Source organism: Nocardioides piscis, from assembly GCF_011300215.1.
GTDB lineage: Bacteria > Actinomycetota > Actinomycetes > Propionibacteriales > Nocardioidaceae > Nocardioides > Nocardioides piscis.
Window position 1 is genome coordinate 496,179 of record NZ_CP049866.1, and the last position, 21,948, is coordinate 518,126.

Sequence of the window (21,948 nt, forward strand, 5' to 3'; positions counted from 1 at the left end):
GCTCGTGCCTCGCTCGGCTCTGTCGGGCTCATCGGTCGACACCTCCCATCACGGGGTCGATCGAGGCGATGGCGACGATGACGTCGGCGACCATGCCGCCCTCGCTCATCACACTGGTGGCCTGGAGGTTGGTGAAGGACGGGTCGCGGAAGTGGGCGCGGAAGGGGCGGGTGCCGCCGTCGGAGACGACGTGCGCGCCGAGCTCGCCGCGCGGCGACTCGATCGGGACGTAGGCCTGCCCTGCCGGCACCCGGAAGCCCTCGGTGACCAGCTTGAAGTGGTGGATCAGGGCCTCCATGGACTCACCCATGATGTGGCGGATGTGGTCGAGGGAGTTGCCCATGCCGTCGGCACCGATGGAGAGCTGGCTGGGCCACGCGATCTTCTTGTCGGCGACCATCACCGGCGCGCCCTCGAGACCGGCCAGCCGGTCGGCGGCCTGCTCGATGATCCGCAGCGACTCGTCCATCTCGTTGAGGCGAACGCGGAAACGACCGTAGGCGTCGGCGGTGTCCCAGGTCTGGACGTCGAAGTCGTAGTCCTCGTAGCCGCAGTAGGGCTCGGTCTTGCGCAGGTCCCAGGCATAGCCGGTGGCACGCAGCGGCGGGCCGCTCAGGCCCAGGGCCAGGCAGCCGGCGATGTCGAGGTGACCGACGCCCTCCAGGCGGGCCTTGAAGATGTGGTTGGCGTTGCAGAGCGCCGCGTATTCGGGCAGTCGCTTGCGCATCAGGGCGACGAAGTCGCGGATCTCGTCGAGCGCACCCGGGGGCAGGTCCTGGGCGACGCCGCCGGGACGGATGAAGGCGTGGTTCATCCGCAGGCCGGTGATCAGCTCGAACAGGTCGAGCACCAGCTCGCGCTCGCGGAACCCGACCGTCATCACGGTCAGTGCGCCGATCTCCATGCCGCCGGTGGCGATGCAGACCAGGTGGGAGGAGATGCGGTTGAGCTCCATCAGGAGCACGCGCATGACCTGCGCCTTCTCCGGGATGTCGTCCTCGATGTCGAGCAGGCGCTCCACGCCGAGGGAGTACGTCGCCTCGTTGAAGAACGGCGAGAGGTAGTCCATCCGCGTGCAGAACGTCACCCCCTGCACCCAGGAGCGGTATTCCATGTTCTTCTCGATGCCGGTGTGGAGATAGCCGATGCCGCAGCGGGCCTCGGTGACCGTCTCCCCCTCCAGCTCGAGGATGAGGCGCAGCACGCCGTGGGTCGAGGGGTGCTGTGGGCCCATGTTGACCACGACCCGCTCCTCGGCGGAGTCGCCGAGGCCTTGGGTGATGGAGTCCCAGTCCTGGCCGGTGACGGTGAAGACCTTGCCCTGGCTGGTCTCGCTCGCAGCGCCGTACGGGTCGGGGTTAGTCGTGTCCTGCGTCATCAGCTGTATGACCTCCGCTGGTCGGGCGGCGGGATGCTGCCACCCTTGTATTCGACGGGGATGCCGCCGAGGGGGTAGTCCTTGCGCTGCGGGTGCCCCGGCCAGTCGTCCGGCATCAGGATGCGGGTCAGGGCGGGGTGGCCGTCGAACTGGATGCCGAACATGTCCCACGTCTCGCGCTCGTGCCAGTCGGCGGTGGGATAGATGCTGACGAGGCTGGGGATGTGCGGGTCGGCGTCGGGGCAGGTGACCTCGAGCCGGATCCGGCGGTTGTGGGTCATCGAGAGCAGGTGGTAGACCGCGTGCAGCTCGCGCCCGGCGTCCTCGGGGTAGTGGACCCCGCTCACGCCGGAGCAGAACTCGAAGCGGAGCGCCGCGTCGTCGCGGAGCATCTGGGCCACGAACGGGAGGTCCTCTCGGCGTACGTGGAAGGTGATCTCGCCGCGATGGATCACCACGCTCTCGACCGCCGACTCGAGGTCGGTGGCCCGCAGGCGCTCGGCCAGGGCGTCCGCGACCTCGTCGAACCAGCCGCCGTAGGGACGCTGCGCGCCGCCGGGATAGACGATCGGCGTGACCAGTCCGCCGTAGCCCGAGGTGTCGCCCGTTCCCTTGGCGCCGAACATGCCTCGACGGTTGCCGACTGCGCGCTGGATCTGCTGGTCACCGGCGACCAGGTCGTGTGACGGGTCCTGGGTGTGGGTGTGGGGGGCGTCGGTCGGCACCGCGTCCGCTCCACCCTCGTTCGGACGCCCCTTGTCCTGTCCGGTCGGACTCATCGGAGCAGTCCCTTCATGTGCGAGGTCGGCAGCGCCCGGAGCGCGTTGCTCTCGCGCTCCTCGATCTCCGCCAGGCGGTTGCTGCCGAGCTTGGTGTTCTGGACCTGGTCGTGCAGCTTGAGGATCGCGTCGATCAGCATCTCCGGACGCGGCGGGCAGCCGGGGAGGTAGATGTCGACCGGGACGATGTGGTCGACGCCCTGGACGATGGCGTAGTTGTTGAACATCCCGCCGCTGCTGGCACACACGCCCATGGCGAGCACCCACTTGGGCTCGGCCATCTGGTCATAGATCTGGCGCAGGACCGGGGCCATCTTGTTGCTGACCCGGCCCGCGACGATCATCAGGTCGGCCTGCCGCGGGCTGGCGCGGAAGACCTCCATCCCGAAACGAGCGAGGTCGTACTTCGGGCCGCCGGTGGTCATCATCTCGATGGCGCAGCAGGCCAGGCCGAAGGTGGCCGGCCAGAACGACGCCTTGCGCATGTAGCCGGCGACGCCCTCGACCGTGGTCAGCAGGACGCCGCTCGGAAGCTTCTCTTCAATACCCATGACTTAGTTCCTCAGTCCCATTCGAGGCCGCCGCGGCGCCAGACGTATGCGTAGGCGACGAAGAGGGTGGCGATGAAGATGACCATCTCGACGAGCCCGAACAGCTTCATCGCGTCGAAGTGCACGGCCCACGGATAGAGGAAGATGATCTCGATGTCGAAGACGATGAAGAGCATCGCGGTGATGTAGTACTTCACCGGGAACCGGCCGCCACCGACGGGCTGCGGCGTCGGGTCGATGCCGCACTCGTAGGAGTCGAGCCGTGCCCGGTTGTAGCGCTTGGGGCCAACGGCGGCGCTCATGATCACGGAGCCAACCGCGAACAGGGCCGCCAGGAGGGCCAACGCCAGCACCGGCGTGTAGAGCTCCATCCTGCGTTCCTTCCTCTCGCCTCACCGCAGCCACGTGACTTTGTGAACTAGTTCACGAGTGGCGCAGCGCACAGTCTATGGCGCGCCATGGTGTGCGTCACGTCCGGGGGTGGTGGACATCCGAGGACCCCTGTCAGGCCGTCGCCCGGTGCAGCGCCACGACTCCACCCGAGAGGTTGCGCCACTGCGGTGCGCTCCAGCCGGCCTCGGCGACCAAGGCTGCGAGACCCTCCTGATCGGGCCAGGCTCGGATCGACTCGGCGAGATAGACATAGGCATCCGGCGAGGAGGAGACCGTGCGCGAGATCGCCGGCAGCGCCTTCATCAGGTATTCCATGTAGACGGTGCGGAAGGGCCGCCAGGTCGGGTGGCTGAACTCGCACACCACCAGGCGGCCGCCCGGGCGCGTGACCCGTCGCATCTCTCGCAGCCCCTGGAGGGGGTCGACGATGTTGCGCAGGCCGAAGGAGATGGTCACCGCGTCGAAGGTGTCGTCGGCGAAGGGCAGCCTGGTCCCGTCGCCGGCCGTGAACGGCAGCTCGGGCCGGGCACGCTTGCCGACCGTGAGCATCCCGATGGAGAAGTCGCACGGGACGACCATCGCGCCGCGGTCGGCGAACGGCTTGCTCGACGTGCCGGTGCCGGCCGCGAGGTCGAGCACGCGATCGCCGTACGCCGGGGCGACTGCCTCGATCACGTCACGTCGCCACCGCCGGTCCTGGCCGAGGGAGAGCACGTCGTTGGTGACGTCGTAGCGCTTGGCCACGGCGTCGAACATCCGTCGGACGTCGGTCGGCTGCTTGTCGAGTTCGGCGCGGGCCACCTGAGTGAGCGTAGTGCCGTGACAACTTCGCGATGCCGGTGGGCGTCCTTAGGATTGTCAACCTCATCAACCCCGGAGTACGCATGCGCTCGCCTCGTCCCGTCTCACTGTTCATCGCCCTGCTCCTGGCCCTGCCGATGGCCGGAGGCCAGCTCTCGGCGACGAGCCCTGCGTCTGCCGCCGCTGGCGCCGCCCCAGCAGCCGTCAAGCAGGCGTCATCCACGCCCCTGCGCCTCGGCGACACCGGGTGGAAGGTTCGCGTCCTCCAGAGCCGGCTGCACCAGCTCGGCCTGCACTCGGAGATCGTCACCAGCCGCTTCGACGCCGAGACCCGCTCCGGAGTGCGCACCTTCCAGGCCCGACGCAAGCTGGACGTCACCGGCGTGGTCGACCGATCGACCTGGCGTCGGCTCGTGAAGGCCACGACCGCGCCCACCCACGAAGCCCTGCACAACGTCTATGAGCCCGGCCCCGCCATCCTCCGGGCGGGCGATCGCGGACTCGCGGTCAGGCGCCTGCAGGCCCGGCTCAAGCAGCTGAAGTGGTATTCGGGCAACGTCACCGCGGTGTTCGACGCCCGGACGGTCAAGGCGGTGTCCGGCTTCCAGGCGCGGCGACGGATCCCCGTCACCGGCGAGGCAGATCGCCGGACGCTCGATCGACTGGCGGCCATGACGCGTCGGCCCACCAAGGTCGAGCTGTTCAACATCGAGCCTGCCGGTCCGTCGCTCGACCGGCGCTGCCTCACCGGGCGGGCGATGTGCGTGGACAAGACCTCGCGCTCGCTGCGGTGGGTGGTGGACGGCCGGGTGCTGAGCGACTTCGACGTCCGCTTCGGCTCCGACGAGCTGCCGACCCGCGAGGGTGCCTTCACCGTCTTCCGCAAGTCCCGCGACCACGTCTCGAGCCTCTACAACACCCCGATGCCCTTCGCGATGTTCTTCTCCGGCGGCCAGGCCGTCCACTACTCCCCCGACTTCGCTGCCACCGGCTACAACGGCGCGTCCCACGGCTGCGTCAACGTGCGCGACTACGCCGGCATCCGGCGACTCTTCGACCGGGTGCGGCTGGGGGACAAGGTGATCGTCTACCGCTCCTGACGGGCATGGCCTCCGTTGGGGAGCGTCGGGACCGCGGGCGTAGGCTCCCGGACGTGACGAGCCCGGCTGACATCCCCGCGACGACCGCACCAGGTCCCCTCGTGGTGCGGACGACAGGGGTCGACCTCGCGGGGTCCTCGATGCTCGACCTGCTGCCCGATCCGTTGACCGGCCAGGCGCCTGTCACGTGGCTGCGGCGTGACGAGGGCCTGGTCGGCTGGGGGGTCGCCGCAGTGCTGCGCACCTCCGGCACTGCGCGGTTCCGGGACGCTGACAAGTGGTGGTCGGAGGTCAGCGCCCGCGCCGAGGTCCACGACGCCGTCAACGAGCCGGGGACCGGCCTCGTCGCCTTCGGCTCGTTCGGCTTCGCCGACGAACCGGGCTCCTCGGTCCTCGTCGTGCCCCAGGTCGTCGTCGGCCGCCGGGGCGACCGCGCCTGGGTGACGACAGTGGGGGCGGACCTGCCCGACCTGACCCCTGCGCCAGCACCCGCGGCGCCCGTCGGCGTCACGTTCGCCGACGGTTCCCTCAGCGGCGAGCACTGGATGTCGGTGGTGGCCGACGCCGTCGCTCGGATCAACGCCGGCGAGCTCGAGAAGGTGGTCCTCGCACGCAGCCTGATCGCCACTGCCACCGAGCCGGTGGACGTGCGCTGGCCGCTGCGCCAGCTCGCCCGCGACTACTCGATGTGCTGGACCTTCAACGTCGACGGGCTGTTCGGCGCCACGCCCGAGATGCTCGTGCGACGCGAACGCGGTCTGGTGACCTCGCGGGTGCTGGCAGGCACGATCCGCCGTACGGGCGACGAAGAACGCGACGCCGCGCTCGCAGGCACGCTCGCCAGGTCGTCGAAGGACCTCGAGGAGCACGAATACGCCGTCCGCTCGGTCGCCGACGCTCTTGAACCACACTGCTCGTCGATGAACGTGCCCGAGGTGCCGTTCGTGCTCCACCTGCCCAACGTGATGCACCTCGCCACCGACGTCGCGGGCGTCGTCCACGATGCCGCGACCGTCTCGTCGCTGCAGCTGGCCGAGGCCCTGCATCCGTCCGCGGCAGTCGGTGGGACGCCGACGGCGCGGGCCGTCGAGCTGATCGCCGCCATCGAGGGCATGGACCGCGGCCGCTACGCCGGCCCGGTGGGCTGGATCGACGCTGCGGGTGACGGCGAGTGGGGCATCGCGCTGCGCTCCGCGGAGATCGAGGGCAGCACGGTCCGCCTGTTCGCCGGCTGCGGGATCGTCGCAGACTCCGACCCGGAGTCGGAGCTGGCCGAGTCGCAGGCCAAGCTCGTGCCGGTCCGCGACGCGCTGAGCGACTGACCTAGACCTGGAGCTCGTCGCCGTCCGCGCGCCGGAAGAACTCCTGCTCGGCCGGAAGCAGCCGACCCATGTGGGTGTCGACGATGCCCAGCGCCACCTCGGTGTAGATCTTGTCGTGGATGCCCAGGTTGCGCGGGCTCCGACGGCCCGGACGAAGTCCACCGCCTCACTCACCTTGAGCCACGGCGCACTCACGGGCGCCAGCAGTATGTCGACGTCGGCCGGCGGCAGCGTCAGCGCGTCCCCGGGTGATAGATGCGGCGGCCGTCGACGGTCAGCAGGAATCCACTGTTGTCGAAGTGGGGCAGGTCGGGGTGGATCACCGCGTGCTTCTCGCCCACGACCTCGACCGCGACACCGACGTCGAACACCTGACCGGGGACCACGACCTGCACCCGCTCGACCAGGTCCGGGGCGTCGCGCCGGATGTGTGCGGCGACGGCCTCGATGGTGTGGATCGGGCACCGGGTCGCGCGGAGGTGGTCGACGTCGTAGTGGTCGGCGTGCTCGTGGGTGATCAGCACGGCCGTCGCCCCGTCGACCGCGTCGGCCTCGGTGAACGCCCCGGGGTCGAGGACGACGACGGCACCGGCGTGCTCGATCCGGACGCAGGCGTGTCCGTGCTTGATGAGCCTCATGGGACAAACCTAGGTCGCGACAACCAAACCGCCTGCTGGTTTGTCATAGTGGCGATCCCCTTCGTCCACGGCCGTTATGGTGTTTGAACGGCCCGGGCGGATGCCTGGGTCAGCCCTGCACCCAAGACGAAGAGAGAATTCATGTCTCATCGCGCACTGGCCGGAAGCCTCGCCGCGCTGCTCATGCCCACGTCGCTGTTGATGGTCTCGGTCACCACGTCCGCCGACGCGGCCCAGAGCCCGACCAGCAACCAGCAGCTCGCCCGGAAGGCCAAGAGCAAGGCCAAGCTCTCGGCGCTGCCGCAGATCGTGCAGCAGGGCAAGAAGCCTGCCAGCGCCAGCTCTGCCAAGGCCGCGCTGGTCGCCAAGATCAAGCCCGCCAAGGCGGGTCGCCCGGTCGTCCTGCAGGTGCAGAAGGGCAAGACGTGGAAGACCGCCGGCAAGACCAAGCTGACCAAGAAGGGTCTGGCCGAGTTCGGCGCCCCGATCTCCAAGGGCGGCAAGCCGCTCAAGTACCGCGTCACCGCGGGGAAGTTCAAGGGCGCCGCGCCCGTCAAGAGCAAGCCCGTCAGCACGTCGAAGTGGCTCGATGCCACCTGGACCGACGAGTTCTCCTCCTCGACGTTGAACCCCGCCTGGATCCACCGCAGCACCGGCTACGAGCCCACCAGCCTGCGTGAGTGCTCGCGCGGCGACGCCAAGGCCGTCTCGGTCGGTGGCGGAACCGTCAAGCTCAGCGTCATCAAGGACCCCGCGCGTCTCAACGAGAAGTGCGTGGCCAAGAAGGACGGCAAGTCGACCGGCAGCTACGCCTACCGTCTCCTCGGCCACATCGGCACCGAGGGCAGCTTCTCCTTCAAGTACGGCTTCGCGGCCGCTCGCATCAAGATGCACAAGAGCCGCGGCCAGCACGGCGGCTTCTGGATGCAGCCGACCGGCGTCACCAACAAGTCCTCGAACAACCCGAAGGACACCGGCGCCGAGATCGACATCATCGAGTACTTCGGTGACAAGCACCCCGAGGGCGGCCTGACGTCGTTCATCTATTCCCAGAACTCCTCGGGCGCGGCCGTCAAGACCGGCTCGTGGATCAAGGACTCGAAGTCGTTCCTGAAGAACCGCAGGGACGGCTGGTCGAAGAACTACCACGTGTTCTCGGTGGAGTGGACGCCCAGCGCCTACATCTTCCGCATCGACGGCCAGGAGACCTGGCGCACCAAGGTCGGCGTCTCCGGCCAGCAGCAGTTCCCGATCCTGAGCCTGCTGGCCTCGGACTACGAGATCTCGCAGGGCGGTGACTCCAAGCTGCCGCAGACCATGGCAGTGGACTGGGTCCGCGTCTGGCAGGCCTGATCAGCCTCGGCTGACCAGTCATTCGTACGGCGACGCGCCGTCCCGCTTCGGCGGGGCGGCGCGTCGCTCATTTCCCGCGGCTGGCGATGTGTCGCCCCCGGCAGAGGGATGGATAATCCCGGGGTGCGGGGACGTGGGAGGCTGACGAGGCTGGTGCGATGGGGCGCCGCTGCCCTGGCCGTCCTCGGGCTCCTGGTCATGCTGGGTGCAGCAGTCGTGGCCGGACTCGTCGGCTCTGACGACACCATCGTCACCGAGCCCGCCCGGATCGGTGGGGACGGCCGGCCCGTCCTGACCGCTCCGGAGCTCCTGGCGTACGAGGGCGTCTCGATCACGTTGCGCGCCTCGGCACCCGAGGGCGTCTTCGTCGCCACCGCCCACCCGGTCGACGTGGCGGACTTCGTGGGCGACTCCTCCCGCCTGCGCCTGGACAGCGTCACCAGCACCGGCGTCCGCTCCGAGGAGCTGGGGTCGGGCCCGCCCGTCGACCCGGCGTCGGCCGACTTCTGGACCCACTCGCTGAGCGGACCGGAGACGGCCGAGCTCACCCTCGTCCGGGATGCCGCAGCGGCCCAGTGGGTGATCGCCCCCCTCGCAGGCGAGGGACCGACGACCGTCTCGTTCGCGGTGACCCGGCCGGGCCTGTTCCGCACGGCGCTCGGCGGCCTCGCCGTCGGCGTCCTGCTCCTGCTCGTCGCCGTCGAGGTCCTCCTCCGTTCCCGTCCGACACGTCCCCGTCGCCGTCGTGGCTCGCACACCGGGTCGCACACCTCCGGGCTGCCGTCGGCCGCCGAGCGGATCGCCGCCTTCGTGCCCAACCACCAGCGCCCGGTCGGGGGCTCGCGCAAGCTGACCCGCTCCGGGATCGTGGTCACCGTCCTCGCCCTCACGCTCTCGGGCTGCACACCGGCGGACCTGCTGCCGGCGCAGCGCGCAGCAGGCGCCCTGGCGACCTCGAAGGTGGCGCTCGCCGACACCGAGGTGCCGGAGCTGTTCGCGTCCTACCGTGCGCGGCTGGCTCGCGCCGTCAAGGCCGCGAGCCCGCCTCACTATCGCGAGGGCAGGTGGCGGCTCGCCGACCAGGGACCGGCGCTGGAGAGCGACCGCTTCGGCACCCGCGTCGCCCGACTGACCGGACTGGGCCGCCAGGCCGTTCCGAACCACCGGGGACTCACGGCCTACTCCCCTCGCTTCGAGGCCTACCCCATGTGGTCGCTCGTGGCTTCGAGGGCGTCCGGCCAGACCCGCATCGACCTGTTCACCCGCGAGTCGGTCATGTCTCCTTGGCTGCGGGCGGGCGGCTCCGCGCTGACCGAGCTGCCCGACGGGGTGCTGCCGGCCGCAGGACGTCCGCGGCAGGCGGGCGACAGCGACGCAGCCGCGGCCGCGACCGTGGCGTGGCGCGACTACCTCACCTCGGGTGAGCGCGACGACCGGCTCGACCTCGACAGCGGCTCGCGGAAGTGGCGCGAGAACATCGCCGACCTCGGCGCGAGGGCCATGTTCCGCAGCGCCTCGGTCACGGTCGAGCCGGCGGGACGAACCAACGTGAGCAGAGTCGTCTCGATCGCAGACGGCGCGCTGGCCCTGGTCGTCCTCGACGTGACCACCCGGCTCGTCGGGCGGCCGGACCTGAGGGTGGGCTGGGCGCCGCCATACGCGAAGTATCGAGCCAGCCGCGGTGGGGTGCTTGCCCTGCGCAACCTCGCGGTCGGGGTCGTCCACCTGCCCGAGCAGGGGCCCCCCCAGCTCCTGGGGTCGAGCTTCAGCGAGGTCCCGGTCGGTCGCTGAGGGCCCGGATGCGGGCGTCGAGGTCACGCCGGTTGTCGCGGCGGCAGCCGACCTCGATCACCTCGATCCCACCGTTGGGCGAGGCGAGCGCCTGCTCGAGCGCCGGCAGGCTGTCGACGCGCAGGTGTGGGGTGCGAGTGGCCGCGCACAGGCTGGCCAGGTCGACCCCGTGCGGGGTGCCGAAGAGGGTGTCGTAGCGGTCGGCATAGTCCTCGGCGCCCTGCTCGAGCGAGGCGAAGATCGCCCCGCCGTCGTCGTTGACGACCACGATCGTGAGGTCCGGTCGGGCCTCGCGGGGGCCGAGGACGAGGCCGGTCAGGTCGTGCACGAACGTCACGTCGCCCATCAGGGCCAGGGCGCGGCTGCTCTGCGGTCGTCCCAGGGAAGCACCGATCGCGCTCGAGACGGTGCCGTCGATCCCCGCCAGGCCCCGGTTGGCGATGACCAGGCGGCGCATCCCCACGCGGTAGCGGGCGGCCATCAGGTCGAGGTCGCGGATCGGGCTGGAGGCACCCACCCACAGCAGGCCACCGGGTGGCACCGCCCGGCTCACTGCGCCCGCTACCTCGTGGGGCGTGAGGTCGGGCTCGGCCGCGAGCAGGGCATCCAGGCGCCGGCAGACCTCCCGGTCGTGGTCGCGCCACTCGTCCAACCAGGCGCGGTCGTCGAGACCCTGCACGTGGACGCCGTCGTGGGCACTGACCTCCACGTCGACGGGGAAGGGTCGATCGGCCCAGAAGCCGGCCGGGCGCACGCTCACCACCTCGACGTCCCCGCGAGCCAGGAGCCGCCCCACCGGCCGGGACAGCGTCGGGTGGCCCAGGACCACCACCCGCTCGACCCGGGCGCCCAGATCGCCCTCGAGCAGCAGTCGATAGCTGCGGATCGCGTGGTCACCGGTCCGCGATCCGCTGGTCGGTTCGGCCAGCAACGGCCACCCGGCTGCCTCGGCGAGGACCCGTGCACGGGGACCGGCGTCGTCGCCTGCCACCACCACGGTGCGCGGACCCGTCGACACGACGTGCGGCGCGGGGGCCGGTCGCTCCGTGCTGGCCGGCGGCGCGGTGGCCGCCACCGCCTGCCACCGGTCCGCGGGCACCAGAGGGTCGTCGAAGCAGATGTTGAGGTGCCTCGGCCCGCCACCGGCCAACCACGCTCGGAGGTCGGCACCGACCTCGTCCACGACTGTCGCCAGGTCGAGGGTCGCCACGTGCGGCTCGAAGACGCCGAGCTGGTCGGTGGTCTGGCTGGCCCCGGTCCCGCGAAGCCGGATCGGCCGGTCGGCCGTCACGACGACGAGCCCCAGGTCGGCATGGGCCGCCTCCATCACGGCCGGGTGGAGGTTGGCCACCGCCGTCCCCGACGTGCAGACCACGGCCGCCGGGCGCCGCGACACCTTGGCCAGGCCGAGGGCGAGGAAGCCGGCCGTGCGCTCGTCGATGCGGGTGTGCAGTCGGACCAGGCCCGACTGCGCCGCGTCATACAACGCAAAGGCCAGCGGCGCGTTGCGTGAGCCGGGGGCGAGGACGACCTCGGTGACGCCGGCGCCGGCGAGCGACGAGACCACCTCGCGCGCCAGGCTCGTCGCATCGTTCATGCCTGCCTCACTCCTGCCAGTCGCTGTTGCCAGTGCGCCACCCGGTACGGGTCGGCGCAGAGCCGCTCCCACGCACTCTCGTCCACCGCCGGCCTGCGCACGGGCAGCATGCCAGCCACCGGCAGCAGCGGTTCGACCGCGACGTCGTCGGCCAGGAGCTGGACGGTGGCCAGGCCGCAGGCGTGCTCGAGGCTGGGCAGCGCTGCCGCCAGGGCCACGCCTGCCGCGATGCCGATGCTCGTCTCGACGGCACTCGAGACCACCACAGGCATGCCGATGTCCTCCGCGATCCGCAGGCAGGCCCGAACCCCACCCAGCGGCTGGACCTTGAGGACGGCGATGTCGGCGGCCTCCAGGTCGCGCACGCGATAGGGGTCCGCGGCCCGCCGGATCGACTCGTCGGCGGCGATCGGCGCGTCGACCCTGCGGCGTACGGCGGCGAGGTCCTCCACGCTCGCGCACGGCTGCTCGACATATTCGAGCCCGCCTGCAGCGAGCGCGAGCAGCCGGATCGCGGCGACCGCTCCTTCGAGGTCCCAGCCGCCGTTGGCGTCGATCCGGATGAGCCCACCGGGTCCGAGCGCGTCGCGCACAGCCTCGAGCCGCGCCTCGTCCTCGGCGAGAGCCTGACCGGCTTCGGCGACCTTGACCTTGGCGGTCGTGCAACCGCCGGCCAGGACGATGGCGTGGGCCCGCTCGGGGCTGCAGGCCGGGACCGTCACGTTGACCGGGACGCTGTCGCGCACCGGGTCTGGCCAGTCGCCCGCGGCGGCCTCGAGGGCGCAGTCGAGCCAGGGCCTGGCCTCGGCGTCGGCATATTCCAGGAACGGCGACCACTCGCCCCAGCCGGCGTCACCACGGATCAACATGCCCTCGCGGTGCGTGAGCCCGCGGAACCGCGTGCGCAGCGGGATCGAGAAGACGTGGGTCACGGCCGGGCTCCCAGCAGGCCCCGCAGCGCCTCCCGGTCGACCTTGCCGTTGGCGAGCAGGGGAAGCAGATCGAGGGCCACGACCTGCTGTGGCGCCCACGTGCGGGGGTGCTCGGACCCGACCCAGTCCCGGACCTCGTCCAGGGCGACCTCACCGACCACGAACGCCACCACGCGGCTCCCCCACTCGGCATCCTCGACGCCAAGGACCTCGACCTGCTCGAGCGCCGGGTGCTGCCGCAGCCTGGCGGCGACCGCCGGCAACGGGATCTTGACCCCGCCGCTGACCACCACGTCGTCGGCGCGGCCCAGGACGTGGAGCCGGCCCTGCTCGTCGATCCGACCGATGTCGGAGGTGACGTAGGAGCCGTCGACGAGCGTCCTGGCCGTCAGCGCGGGGTCGTCGGCATAGCCGGAGAAGATCGTGGGACCGCCGATCCGGATCCGGCCGTCGGCGCCGACGTCCACCGACACTCCGTCGAGCGGCCGACCGTCATAGACGCACCCACCTGCTGTCTCGCTGGCGCCGTAGGTCGCGACGATCCGCAGACCCTGCTCCTCGGCCCGCGCCCGCAGGTCCGGGTCGATCGGGCCGCCCCCGAGCAGGATCGTGTGCAGTGCACGCAGGGCCGCCACCTGGCGGTCGTCGGCCAGCAGGCGGTGGAGCTGTGTGGGCACCAGCGAGGTGAAGAGCGTGCTCGTCGGCGCGGAGGACACCGCAGCCTCGAGGTCGAGGTCTGCGACCACCACGGGCTGATGACCTGCGACCAGCGACCGCACGACCACCTGCACGCCTGCGACGTATGACGACGGCAACGCCAGCAGCCACCGGCCCTGGGCCCCGAGCCGCTCCGCGCTCGCCTCGACCGAGGCGACGACTGCGGCCCGGGAGAGCACGACCCGCTTGGGAGCCCCGGTCGATCCCGAGGTGGTGATGAGCAGGGGGTCGGCCGGCTCGTCCTGGCCGAGCCACGCGCCCAGCTGGGCGATCGCCACCCGTGGGTCGGCGGCGGGACTCAGCAGGCTCACCCGCCGAACGCTATCGGCCGGTGGTCAGAACTCGCCGTCGGCGTCGTCCGGGACCGCCTCGTGGCCCTCGCGCCCGGGGGTGCGCCGCAGCTCCTTCATCTCGGCCTCGAAGATGTGTCGCCGCCCGCCGACCAGCTCGTCGAGCGCACGCTGCTGGATGCCCTTGGCCTCGGCATAGAAGCCGTCGTCATAGGCCTCGACCATCTGGAACGACCACATGCCCGGCAGCGGGTTGCGGCCCAGGACCCCACCGTCGAGCGCGTCGGCGATGTCGTCGTGCCCGGCGGCGCGCACCAGCTCGGTCGCCTCCTCCATCGTCGACTCCGCGCTACCCATCAGCCGGTGGAAGGCGTAGAGGTGGCCGCGCGCGTCCTCGACGTGGTCCATCGCGGCGGAGAGCTTGCCGAGGGCCTCGATCGTGGCGTCGCTGACGCCCTCGGGCCGGCGGTGCTCGGGAGAAGGTCGGTCACTCATGGGCTCGAGCATCACAGACGACGCGCGCCCCTCACCACCTCCGCACGGGCGTCCCGGCAGCGGCCGAAAACCGCGCGACAGCCCGGGAGGTCGAGCTGCACAATGACAGGCGATGCCACTGATGAAGCGCTTCGTCGCCTATGCCAAGCCGCCCACCCCCCTGGCCGGCAAGCTGGCCGCCGTGTCACTGCTCTTCGCCGTCGGCGAGGGTGCGTTCCTGACCGGCTCGGCCGTCTTCTTCACCAAGGTCGTCGGCCTGAACGGGGCGCAGATCGGACTGGGCCTGACACTGGCTCTGGTCGCGGCCTTCATCAGCGCCTATCCGATGGGCAGGCTCGTCGACCGGATCGGTCCCAAGCGGTGCTGGGCGATCAGCTCGGCCGGTCAGGCGGCGACGTTCACCGTGTGGCCGTTCATCGACGACTTCTGGGGCTTTGTCGCGATGGCGGTCACCATGGAGGTGTTCGGCAGCCTCGGCGGCGCGGCGCACGGGGCCTACACGATCGACGTGCTCCCTCCGCGCGAGCGGGTGACGTCGCGGGCCTACATGTATTCCGCACTCAACGTCGGGTTCTCGCTCGGGGCGCTGGTGAGCGTGATCGCGCTCGCCCCCGAGTCCACCACGGTGCTGTTGTTGATCCCCTTCTTCACCGCGATCAGCTTCGCCGTCAACGCCGTCGCCGTCACCCGGTTGCCCGACGCTCCCCACGACTCGATGACCATGGACGAGCGAAGGGTCAAGGTCCCCGGTCCTGGCCCCATGAAGAACGTCGGCTGGCTGGTGACCTCGTTCTTCCACGGCGTCATGTGGACCAACCAGGTGCTGCTCCACCTCGTCATCCCGCTGTGGCTGGTGGAGAGGACCGACGCGCCGTGGGTGGTGCTCTCGCTGCTGTTCGCCACCAACACCGTGATGTGCATCTTCCTGCCGCTCGCCGCCGCCCGCGGGATCAAGGACAACGCGACCGCCCTGCGCGCCGTCCGGGTCTCGACGACGTTCTTCATCGTCTGCTGTGTGATCACGCTCTCGACCCACCACTCCGTGGGCCTGCTGACGGTGGTCCTGTTCTTCCTCGGGCACGTGACGCTGACGGGTGCCGAGCTCTATCTCGCGGCCGCCGGCTGGACCTTCGAGGCCGAGCTGAGCGACCCCCGGCGCCGCGGCGAATACCAGGGCGCAGCGGAGCTCAGCGCCACGCTCGGCAAGGTGTGGGCGCCGGCGCTCTACACGTTCCTGGTGATGACCTGGGGCAGCACCGGCTGGCTGGTCATCGCCGGCATCGTCACCCTGGCCGCCGCCGGGCTGCACCCCTCGACGGGTGTGGCGCGCAGGTTCCTCGAGCGCCACGTCCCGCCCGAGGTGCTCGCCGAGGCCTCCGCCTCCGACCCCGCCGAGGACCCCGGGTCCTTGGCTCCGGTCGGCCCGCCGAGCGTCACCCAGCCCGCCGAGCCGGGCGGCGTCGGTCCCCTGACACAATCCACCGGTGGCAACCCCCTCTGACTGGCTCGCCGGAGCCCGCCCGCGCACCCTGCCCGCGGCCGTCGCTCCCGTCCTGACCGGCACCGCGGTCGCTGCGTATGTCGATGAGCCGGTGTGGTGGAAGGCGGCGCTCGCCCTCGTGGTCAGCCTCGCGCTCCAGACGGGAGTCAACTACGCCAACGACTACTCCGACGGGATCCGCGGCACGGACGCCGACCGGGTCGGCCCGATGCGACTCGTCGGGTCGGGCGCGGCGTCGCCCAGGGCGGTCAGGACGGCCGCGTTCGTCGCCTTCGGGGTTGCCGGCGCCGCCGGTCTGGTGCTGGCCGCCACGACCGCGTGGTGGCTGGCCGGCGTCGGCCTCGTGTGCGTCCTTGCCGCGTGGTTCTACACCGGCGGTTCCAACCCCTACGGCTACCTCGGTCTCGGCGAGGTGATGGTTTTCGTGTTCTTCGGGCTCGTCGCCGTCATCGGCACGACCTACGTCCAGACCGAGACCTTCGAGTGGCTCGCCCTCGCCGGAGCCGTCGGCATCGGGGCGCTGGCCTGCGCGATCCTGGTCGTCAACAACCTGCGCGACATCCCGACCGACACGGTGGCCGGCAAGCGCACTCTCGCCGTCGCGCTGGGTGACGAGCGCACCCGCTACCTCTATGCCTTCCTGGTCGCCGCCGCCGCCGTGGCGGGCGTGGCGGTCGCTGCCGGGTCCACGTGGTGGGCACTGCTCGGGCTGGTGTTCCTGCTCCCGATGGTGGCACCGCTGCGCACCGTCCTCGGTGGGGCGACCGGACCCGCCCTGGTGCCTGTGCTCCAGCAGACCGGGGTGGGCGAGCTGCTCTGGGCGGTTCTCGTCGCCACACCCCTGTTCGTCGCGGGGATCGGATAAACGGGTTGTCGCGCTGACTAGCGTGGACCGTGTGGACTACGACTTCGCGATCCTCGACCCGCACGACGAGTCCGAGGACAACGTCGCCGCGCTGACCGCGTGGGTGAAGACCGTCTCCCACGGCTTCCACGAGGGCACGCCCGGCGAGCTCCCGCTCAAGATCTGGCTCGACACGATGCGCGCCGACGACCAGCGGGTCTCGGGGGCCTGGCTGCCGGCGGGCGAGTTCGGCGCCGGACCCAACCCGGTCGCCACGTTCACCAGCTTCGACAAGACCCTCAACGCCGGGCTCGAGCTCGTCGACCTGCACATGATCACCGACGTCACGGTCAGCCCCGCGCACCGTCGCCAGGGCCTGCTCAGGCGCCTGATGGTCGACGACCTCGCCCAGTCCACGGCCCCGGTGGCCGCGCTGACCGTCTCCGAAGCCTCCATCTATGGCCGGTTCGGCTTCGGCGCCGCGACCTTCCGCCGCCACATCGAGGTCGAGACGACCCCACGCTTCGCGTGGCGGACGTATGCCGACAAGGGCCGCGTCGAGATGCTGGAACCGGCCGACATGTGGCCCGTCGTCAGCGACCTGTTCGAGCGCTTCCACGCCACGACCCGGGGCTCGGTCGCCCGACACTCCGCCTATCGTGCGTTCATGACCGGCGAGGTCGACCCCGCCACCGGCAGCCCGGCGACCAAGCTGCGGGGCGCCGTCCACCTCTCCCCCGCCGGCGAGCCCGACGGCTATGTCCAGTGGCAGGTCGAGGACTACGAGCCGGGCAAGCCCACGCCCCTCCGGGCCTCCCTGCTCGCCCTGGGCGACGAGGCCCACCTCGGCCTGTGGCAGTTCCTGGCCGGCATCGACCTCACGCAGCGCGTCGTCGACCGGGCCAGCCGGCTCGACGACGTCCTCGACTGGAGCCTCACCAACGCCGACCTGGTCTCGGTCAAGGACGTCTACAGCCACATCTGGATCCGGGTGCTCGACGTGCCGCGCGCGCTGGCTGCCCGCCCGTGGTTCGCCGACGACTCGATCGTGCTGGGCGTCGACGACCCGCTCGGCCACGCCGGTGGGGCGTTTCGGATCGACGCCCGCGACGGGCGGGCCGTGATCACGTCGACGACCGGCGAGCCCGACGTGTCGATGAGCGCCGAGACGCTCGGCTCGCTCTATCTCGGCGGAGTCGCCGTCGGCACGCTCGCCCGCGCCGGCAGGGTCACCGGGTCGAGCGGCGCCGTCGCCCGGCTCGCGGCGCTGATGGACGGCGGCGCAGCGCCATACGGCCTGACGAGCTTCTGAGCGTCGGGATATCCATGGGAGAAACGGGGGTCATTGCCGTCCCCAAACCCCCCTACCTCCCATGGATATCGGCGAGGCGGGTCAGTCCTGGTCCTCGCGTGCCTTCCGCTCCTCCAGGGCCGCCGAGGCCCGGGCGGCGCGCTCCTCGACCCGACGGGCGAACGCGTCGCGCTGCCGGTTGAGGAGGAAGTAGGACAAGATCCCGGAGACGACGAAGGCGATCACGACCGGCCAGATGGCCGGGACCTCGCCCTCGGTGAACAGTGACCAGACGAGCGCCACGGTGATCAGGCTGGCGACGAAGAGCAGGATGCGCAGCCCCGTGTAGATGGCGAATTCCTTCATGACTGCACCTCTCGAACGGATGGTTCGGTGATCGAGGCCGGAGCGGCGTAGGAGTGCTGGCTCTGGCTGCTGAAGAAGTTGATCCCGATGAAGTTGAACCACAGCGTCGCCAGGCCCACGAGCGCGACGATCGCAGCGTTGCGTCCCTTCCAGCCGGCGGTCGCGCGGGCGTGGAGATAGGCCGCATAGACGACCCAGGTGATGAACGCCCACACCTCCTTGGGGTCCCAGTTCCAGTAGGACGCCCACGCCTCGTGTGCCCAGATCGGGCCGCTGATGAGCACCGCGAACGTCCACACCGGGAAGCCGAACGCGTGCATGCGGTAGGACAGGCGGTCGAGCGAGACGAGGTCGGGGACACGCGCGAGATAGCCGCGCTCCTTGGACGAGCGCTCCTTGAGGAGATAGAGCACCGAGCAGATCCCGGCCAGGGTGAACGCGGCTGTGGCGATCACCGCGGAGACGACGTGGATGACCAGCCAAGGCGAATAGAGCGCCTCCGTCAGCGGAGCGACGGGGTCATAGAGCCAGACCACCGCCATCATCACCATCGACAAGATGAAGGCCACGACCAGCGGGCCCATCCACTCGAGCTTGTAGCGGCGCAGGAACAGCAGGTAGAGCAGCCCGACGAAGAAGGTCCCCGACAGCGTGAACTCGTACATGTTGCCCCAGGGCACCCTGTTGGGGTCGGCAGCCATGCCACGGCCGACGAGGGCGACGAGGTGCACCGCGACCGCCACGACGGTGAGCAGGACCCCGAGGCGGCCGGCCATGGCCGTGCGTCCCGTGGTGGGGTTCTCGTCTGCCGCGAGCTTGCGCAGCGCCGCCCACTGGACGAGGTGGGCCAGCAGGGCCAGGAAGTAGACGACCCCACTGGCCGCCACAGCCTGGTTGCTCAGGGCCTCCCACGATGCGTTGGTCACGCCTTGTCCTCTCTTGTGTGTTGCAGCGACGCCATGATCCCCGCGAGCTCGAGCTCGCCGCGCTCGGGGTCGCCGCCGTTGCTGCGGTCGAGCGCGCCGAGATCGACGATCGTCGAATCCGTCGCCTCGTCACGCCGGGCGCGCACCCACACGCGGCGGGGCCGGATGAACAGCGAGCCGAGCAGCCCCAGCAGGGCCAGCACGACACCGGTGAGAGCCACCAGCTTGCCGGGGGTGTGGCTGATCTGGACCTTGTTCCAGCGCGGGATCTCCTCCTCGAAGGTGACCGACCCGAGCCCGTCGGGCAGCTCGACGGTGTCACCCGGACGCAGGTCGAGGCGCAGCGGCTGCTCGTCGTCCTTCATCAGCTGCGTCGCGTCCGCCTTGTCGAGGACGTAGACCGACCCGCCCGTGCCCAGGTCGCCGGTGTACACGAACAGCGAGAGGACGGGGTTGGCGAGATCGCCGTACGTCGATCGCGGCATCCCGTCCCCGAGCGCGAACGTCGGGAAGAACTCGCCTTCCAGCGCGATCTCGTCGGGGTTGCCGAAGGGGGCGCGCGCGACGCCGAAGGACTGGAACGTCTGGTCGAGCGGCAGGAAGATCGCCGGGCCGCTGCGGGCCACGTCGCCGTTGCCGTCCCTGATGGTGATCTGTGGGGCGTAGCCGTGCCCGATCAGGAAGACCTCGGTGTCGCCGACGTCCAGCGGGTGGTTGACCCTGAGGTCGTAGTCCTTCACCGGGGAGTCGGGTGTCTCCTGGTATTCCAGCTCGCTGACGAACTTGCGCGCCATGCCGGCGCGCGGCCCCTCGGTCAGCCAGTCGACCTCGAAGTCCTTGATCGTGAAGGAGAACGGCTCGAGGTCGTCGGCGTCGAACAGGCTGCCCGGGACGAAGTCGTCGTATTGCGTCAGGTCGTTGGAGAAGCCCTTCCCCTCGACCACGATCACGCCGCCCTTGAAGCCGAACAGCCCGCCCACGGCGAAGCCGGCCAGCACGACCAGCACCGAGATGTGGAAGACGAGGTTGCCCACCTCGCGGAGATAGCCCTTCTCCGCCGACACGGCACCGTCGACCGTGACCACGCGGTAGCGGCGCCGCTTCAGCTCGCTGGCGGCCCGCTGCAGCACGTCGTCGGGAGCATCCGGTGTCGCGTACGCCGAGTGCTCGGGCAGCCTCGACAGGTTGCTCGGTGCCCTGGGTGGCTCGGCCCGCAGCGCCCGCCAGTAGACAGCCGTGCGGGGCACGATGCAGCCGACGAGCGAGACCATCAGCAGGAGATAGATCGCCGAGAACCACGGGGAGTCATAGACCGAGAACAGTCCGAGCGCGTCATAGATCGGCGTCAGCTTCGGGTGCTCCTCCTGCCAGCGGGAGACGCCGATGGAGTCGACGTCCTCCTGGGGCACCACCGAGCCCGGGATCGACGCGAGCGCCAGGAGGAGCAGGAGCATGAGTGCCGTGCGCATGGAGGTGACCTGGCGCCATACCCAGCGCGCCAGCTCGCGGGAGGTCATGTCGGCCGGCATCGGGGTGGCCTGGCGGTCACGGCCTCCGGTCTCGGTCATACGGCGACCTCGAAGTCGCTGATCAGCCTGACCTGGAGCCACTGGACGATCCAGTCCCACGCGCCGCTCACGAGCAGCACGCCCACGAGGACCAGCATCAGCCCGCCGATCCGGGTGACCCACTGCTGGTGGCGGCGGACGACCGCGAAGGCCGCCAGGGCGCGCCGGTAGGCCAGCGCCGCGAAGATGAAGGGCAGCCCGAGCCCGAGCGCATAGACGGCCGACAGGAGCGCGCCGCGCGCGGCGGTCGCCTCCTGCGCGGAGAGGCTGAAGATGACGCCGAGGGTGGGACCGACGCAGGGGGTCCAACCGAGCCCGAACAGGAAACCGAGGAACGGGGCGGCCACCAGCCCGACCGCGGGCACCTTGTGGAACCGCACCTCCCGCTGGAGCTGCGGCACGAGACCGATGAATGCCAGCCCCATCAGGATCACGAAGACACCGAGCACGACGTTGAGCTGTTGGACGTGTGCGGCCAACCAGACGCCGAACTCGCCGGTGATCGCACCGAGCGCGACGAACACGACCGCGAAGCCGAGGACGAACAGCACCGAGCCCGCGAGCATCCGGCCGCGCCCGTGGCGACCTTCGGCCAGGTCCGCGCCCGAGATGCCGGTGGCGTAGGAGAGATAGCCGGGCAGCATCGGGATCACGCAGGGTGAGAAGAAGGAGACCAGACCCGCCAGGAGGGCGAACGGCAGCGCGAGCAGGAGCGAACCCGATGCTGCAGTCTCCCTGAAGAGGTCACCCACTGGCTTCGCTCTCGACGTCCTCGATGATGTCGACGAGCGTCCCCACCGACGGCAGCGCGCCGAAGACGGCCGCGGCGATCCGCCCCTCCGCGTCGAGCACGAACGTGGTGGGGGGCGCACGCACGGGCACGACCTCGGAGAAGGCGAGCAGCGCCTTGCTCTCCGGGTCGTAGATCGAGGGATAGGGCACCTCGAAGGAGCGGACGAACGTGCGAGCGTTGTCGGTCGAGGCGTCGCGGATGTTGATGCCCAGGAAGTCGGCGATCTCCGAGGTCTCCTCGGCCGCCTCGTTGAGGTCGGGTTGCTCCGTCTCGCAGGGCCCGCACCACGAGCCCCAGACGTTGACCACGACCACCCCGCCGCGGAGGTCGGCGAGGGCGATCTTGCGGCCGTCGAGGTCCTCACCGCTGGCGTCGACCGGCTGCTCCCGGTCCTCGACGGGGATCAGCGTCACCGCCCCGTCCTGGGAGATGAAGCCCCGGTCGTCGGGCCCCTCGAACGACGAGCACCCGGAGGCCAGCGACAGGCACAGGACGACGCCCAGGATTCGCAGCTTCACGATC

22 protein-coding genes are annotated in these 21,948 nt (G+C 70.5%); 7 read left to right on the forward strand and 15 right to left on the reverse strand.

Annotated features, from left to right (window positions below):
- Positions 1-28 precede the first annotated feature (28 nt).
- From G7071_RS02560 to G7071_RS02580, 5 genes are all read right to left on the reverse strand, one after another.
- Positions 29-1,378: an NADH-quinone oxidoreductase subunit D gene (locus tag G7071_RS02560; RefSeq protein WP_166314554.1), complete on the reverse strand. Its 1,350-nt coding sequence runs from the start codon at positions 1,376-1,378 to the stop codon at positions 29-31.
- A complete protein-coding gene (locus G7071_RS02565; RefSeq protein WP_166314557.1) occupies positions 1,378-2,157 on the reverse strand; it encodes an NADH-quinone oxidoreductase subunit C in 780 nt (259 codons plus the stop codon). The genes G7071_RS02560 and G7071_RS02565 overlap by 1 nt, the downstream gene beginning before the upstream one ends.
- Positions 2,154-2,708, reverse strand: coding sequence for a NuoB/complex I 20 kDa subunit family protein (locus tag G7071_RS02570; protein WP_166314560.1), 555 nt, complete (start codon positions 2,706-2,708; stop codon positions 2,154-2,156). Before G7071_RS02570 ends, G7071_RS02565 begins: the two co-directional genes overlap by 4 nt.
- A gap of 11 nt (positions 2,709-2,719) precedes the next feature.
- Positions 2,720-3,079, reverse strand: coding sequence for an NADH-quinone oxidoreductase subunit A (locus G7071_RS02575; protein WP_166314563.1), 360 nt, complete (start codon positions 3,077-3,079; stop codon positions 2,720-2,722).
- Between the two features lie 133 nt (positions 3,080-3,212).
- Entirely contained in the window at positions 3,213-3,902 is a 690-nt protein-coding gene (locus tag G7071_RS02580; RefSeq protein ID WP_166314566.1) for a demethylmenaquinone methyltransferase, read from the reverse strand.
- A gap of 83 nt (positions 3,903-3,985) precedes the next feature.
- Between G7071_RS02580 and G7071_RS02585 the strand changes: the two genes are divergently transcribed.
- Both G7071_RS02585 and G7071_RS02590 read left to right on the forward strand, forming a co-directional pair.
- Positions 3,986-5,002 (forward strand): L,D-transpeptidase family protein, encoded by a 1,017-nt coding sequence (locus G7071_RS02585; RefSeq protein WP_246210324.1) that lies wholly within the window; start codon positions 3,986-3,988, stop codon positions 5,000-5,002.
- A gap of 53 nt (positions 5,003-5,055) precedes the next feature.
- On the forward strand, positions 5,056-6,324 hold the full coding sequence (locus G7071_RS02590) for an isochorismate synthase (RefSeq protein WP_246210325.1): 1,269 nt from the start codon (positions 5,056-5,058) through the stop codon (positions 6,322-6,324).
- A 233-nt stretch (positions 6,325-6,557) separates the two neighbouring features.
- On the opposite strand, the gene G7071_RS18945 is transcribed toward G7071_RS02590, so the two are convergent.
- Positions 6,558-6,962 (reverse strand): MBL fold metallo-hydrolase, encoded by a 405-nt coding sequence (locus G7071_RS18945; RefSeq protein WP_246210326.1) that lies wholly within the window; start codon positions 6,960-6,962, stop codon positions 6,558-6,560.
- A gap of 141 nt (positions 6,963-7,103) precedes the next feature.
- Here G7071_RS18945 and G7071_RS02600 point away from each other — a divergent pair, with 141 nt between their 5' ends.
- Both G7071_RS02600 and G7071_RS02605 read left to right on the forward strand, forming a co-directional pair.
- Positions 7,104-8,315 carry a glycoside hydrolase family 16 protein gene (locus G7071_RS02600; protein WP_166314572.1) on the forward strand — a complete coding sequence of 404 codons (1,212 nt, stop codon included), beginning with the start codon at positions 7,104-7,106 and terminating at the stop codon, positions 8,313-8,315.
- 153 nt (positions 8,316-8,468) lie between these two features.
- Entirely contained in the window at positions 8,469-10,106 is a 1,638-nt protein-coding gene (locus G7071_RS02605; protein ID WP_166314575.1) for a hypothetical protein, read from the forward strand.
- Here G7071_RS02605 and menD read toward each other — a convergent pair.
- Genes menD through G7071_RS02625 form a run of 4 tightly spaced genes read right to left on the reverse strand, consistent with a single transcriptional unit; the run spans position 10,081 to position 14,137 of the window.
- Positions 10,081-11,703 carry a 2-succinyl-5-enolpyruvyl-6-hydroxy-3-cyclohexene-1-carboxylic-acid synthase gene (gene menD, locus G7071_RS02610; protein ID WP_166314578.1) on the reverse strand — a complete coding sequence of 541 codons (1,623 nt, stop codon included), beginning with the start codon at positions 11,701-11,703 and terminating at the stop codon, positions 10,081-10,083. The two genes, G7071_RS02605 and menD, sit on opposite strands and share 26 nt — an antisense overlap.
- Positions 11,700-12,572, reverse strand: coding sequence for an o-succinylbenzoate synthase (locus tag G7071_RS02615; protein WP_246210607.1), 873 nt, complete (start codon positions 12,570-12,572; stop codon positions 11,700-11,702). Before G7071_RS02615 ends, menD begins: the two co-directional genes overlap by 4 nt.
- Before the next feature lie 59 nt (positions 12,573-12,631).
- Positions 12,632-13,663, reverse strand: a complete 1,032-nt coding sequence (locus G7071_RS02620) for an AMP-binding protein (RefSeq protein ID WP_246210327.1) — start codon at positions 13,661-13,663, stop codon at positions 12,632-12,634.
- A gap of 24 nt (positions 13,664-13,687) precedes the next feature.
- Positions 13,688-14,137 (reverse strand): hypothetical protein, encoded by a 450-nt coding sequence (locus G7071_RS02625; protein WP_166314584.1) that lies wholly within the window; start codon positions 14,135-14,137, stop codon positions 13,688-13,690.
- 112 nt (positions 14,138-14,249) lie between these two features.
- Here G7071_RS02625 and G7071_RS02630 point away from each other — a divergent pair, with 112 nt between their 5' ends.
- From G7071_RS02630 to G7071_RS02640, 3 genes are read left to right on the forward strand one after another with little or no spacing between them, the layout of a single operon-like run.
- Positions 14,250-15,638, forward strand: coding sequence for an MFS transporter (locus tag G7071_RS02630; RefSeq protein WP_246210328.1), 1,389 nt, complete (start codon positions 14,250-14,252; stop codon positions 15,636-15,638).
- Positions 15,622-16,503, forward strand: coding sequence for a 1,4-dihydroxy-2-naphthoate polyprenyltransferase (locus tag G7071_RS02635; protein WP_166314587.1), 882 nt, complete (start codon positions 15,622-15,624; stop codon positions 16,501-16,503). The genes G7071_RS02630 and G7071_RS02635 overlap by 17 nt, the downstream gene beginning before the upstream one ends.
- A 31-nt stretch (positions 16,504-16,534) precedes the next feature.
- Positions 16,535-17,794, forward strand: coding sequence for a GNAT family N-acetyltransferase (locus G7071_RS02640; protein WP_166314590.1), 1,260 nt, complete (start codon positions 16,535-16,537; stop codon positions 17,792-17,794).
- Positions 17,795-17,875: 81 nt separating this feature from the next.
- On the opposite strand, the gene G7071_RS02645 is transcribed toward G7071_RS02640, so the two are convergent.
- From G7071_RS02645 to G7071_RS02665, 5 genes are read right to left on the reverse strand one after another with little or no spacing between them, the layout of a single operon-like run.
- Positions 17,876-18,139, reverse strand: a complete 264-nt coding sequence (locus G7071_RS02645) for a DUF4229 domain-containing protein (RefSeq protein WP_166314593.1) — start codon at positions 18,137-18,139, stop codon at positions 17,876-17,878.
- Positions 18,136-19,065 carry a c-type cytochrome biogenesis protein CcsB gene (ccsB, locus tag G7071_RS02650; RefSeq protein ID WP_166314596.1) on the reverse strand — a complete coding sequence of 310 codons (930 nt, stop codon included), beginning with the start codon at positions 19,063-19,065 and terminating at the stop codon, positions 18,136-18,138. Before ccsB ends, G7071_RS02645 begins: the two co-directional genes overlap by 4 nt.
- Positions 19,062-20,633, reverse strand: a complete 1,572-nt coding sequence (resB, locus tag G7071_RS02655) for a cytochrome c biogenesis protein ResB (protein ID WP_166314599.1) — start codon at positions 20,631-20,633, stop codon at positions 19,062-19,064. The genes ccsB and resB overlap by 4 nt, the downstream gene beginning before the upstream one ends.
- Positions 20,630-21,385, reverse strand: coding sequence for a cytochrome c biogenesis CcdA family protein (locus tag G7071_RS02660; protein WP_166314602.1), 756 nt, complete (start codon positions 21,383-21,385; stop codon positions 20,630-20,632). Before G7071_RS02660 ends, resB begins: the two co-directional genes overlap by 4 nt.
- Entirely contained in the window at positions 21,378-21,944 is a 567-nt protein-coding gene (locus tag G7071_RS02665) for a TlpA disulfide reductase family protein (RefSeq protein ID WP_166314605.1), read from the reverse strand. Before G7071_RS02665 ends, G7071_RS02660 begins: the two co-directional genes overlap by 8 nt.
- Positions 21,945-21,948: the final 4 nt, after the last annotated feature.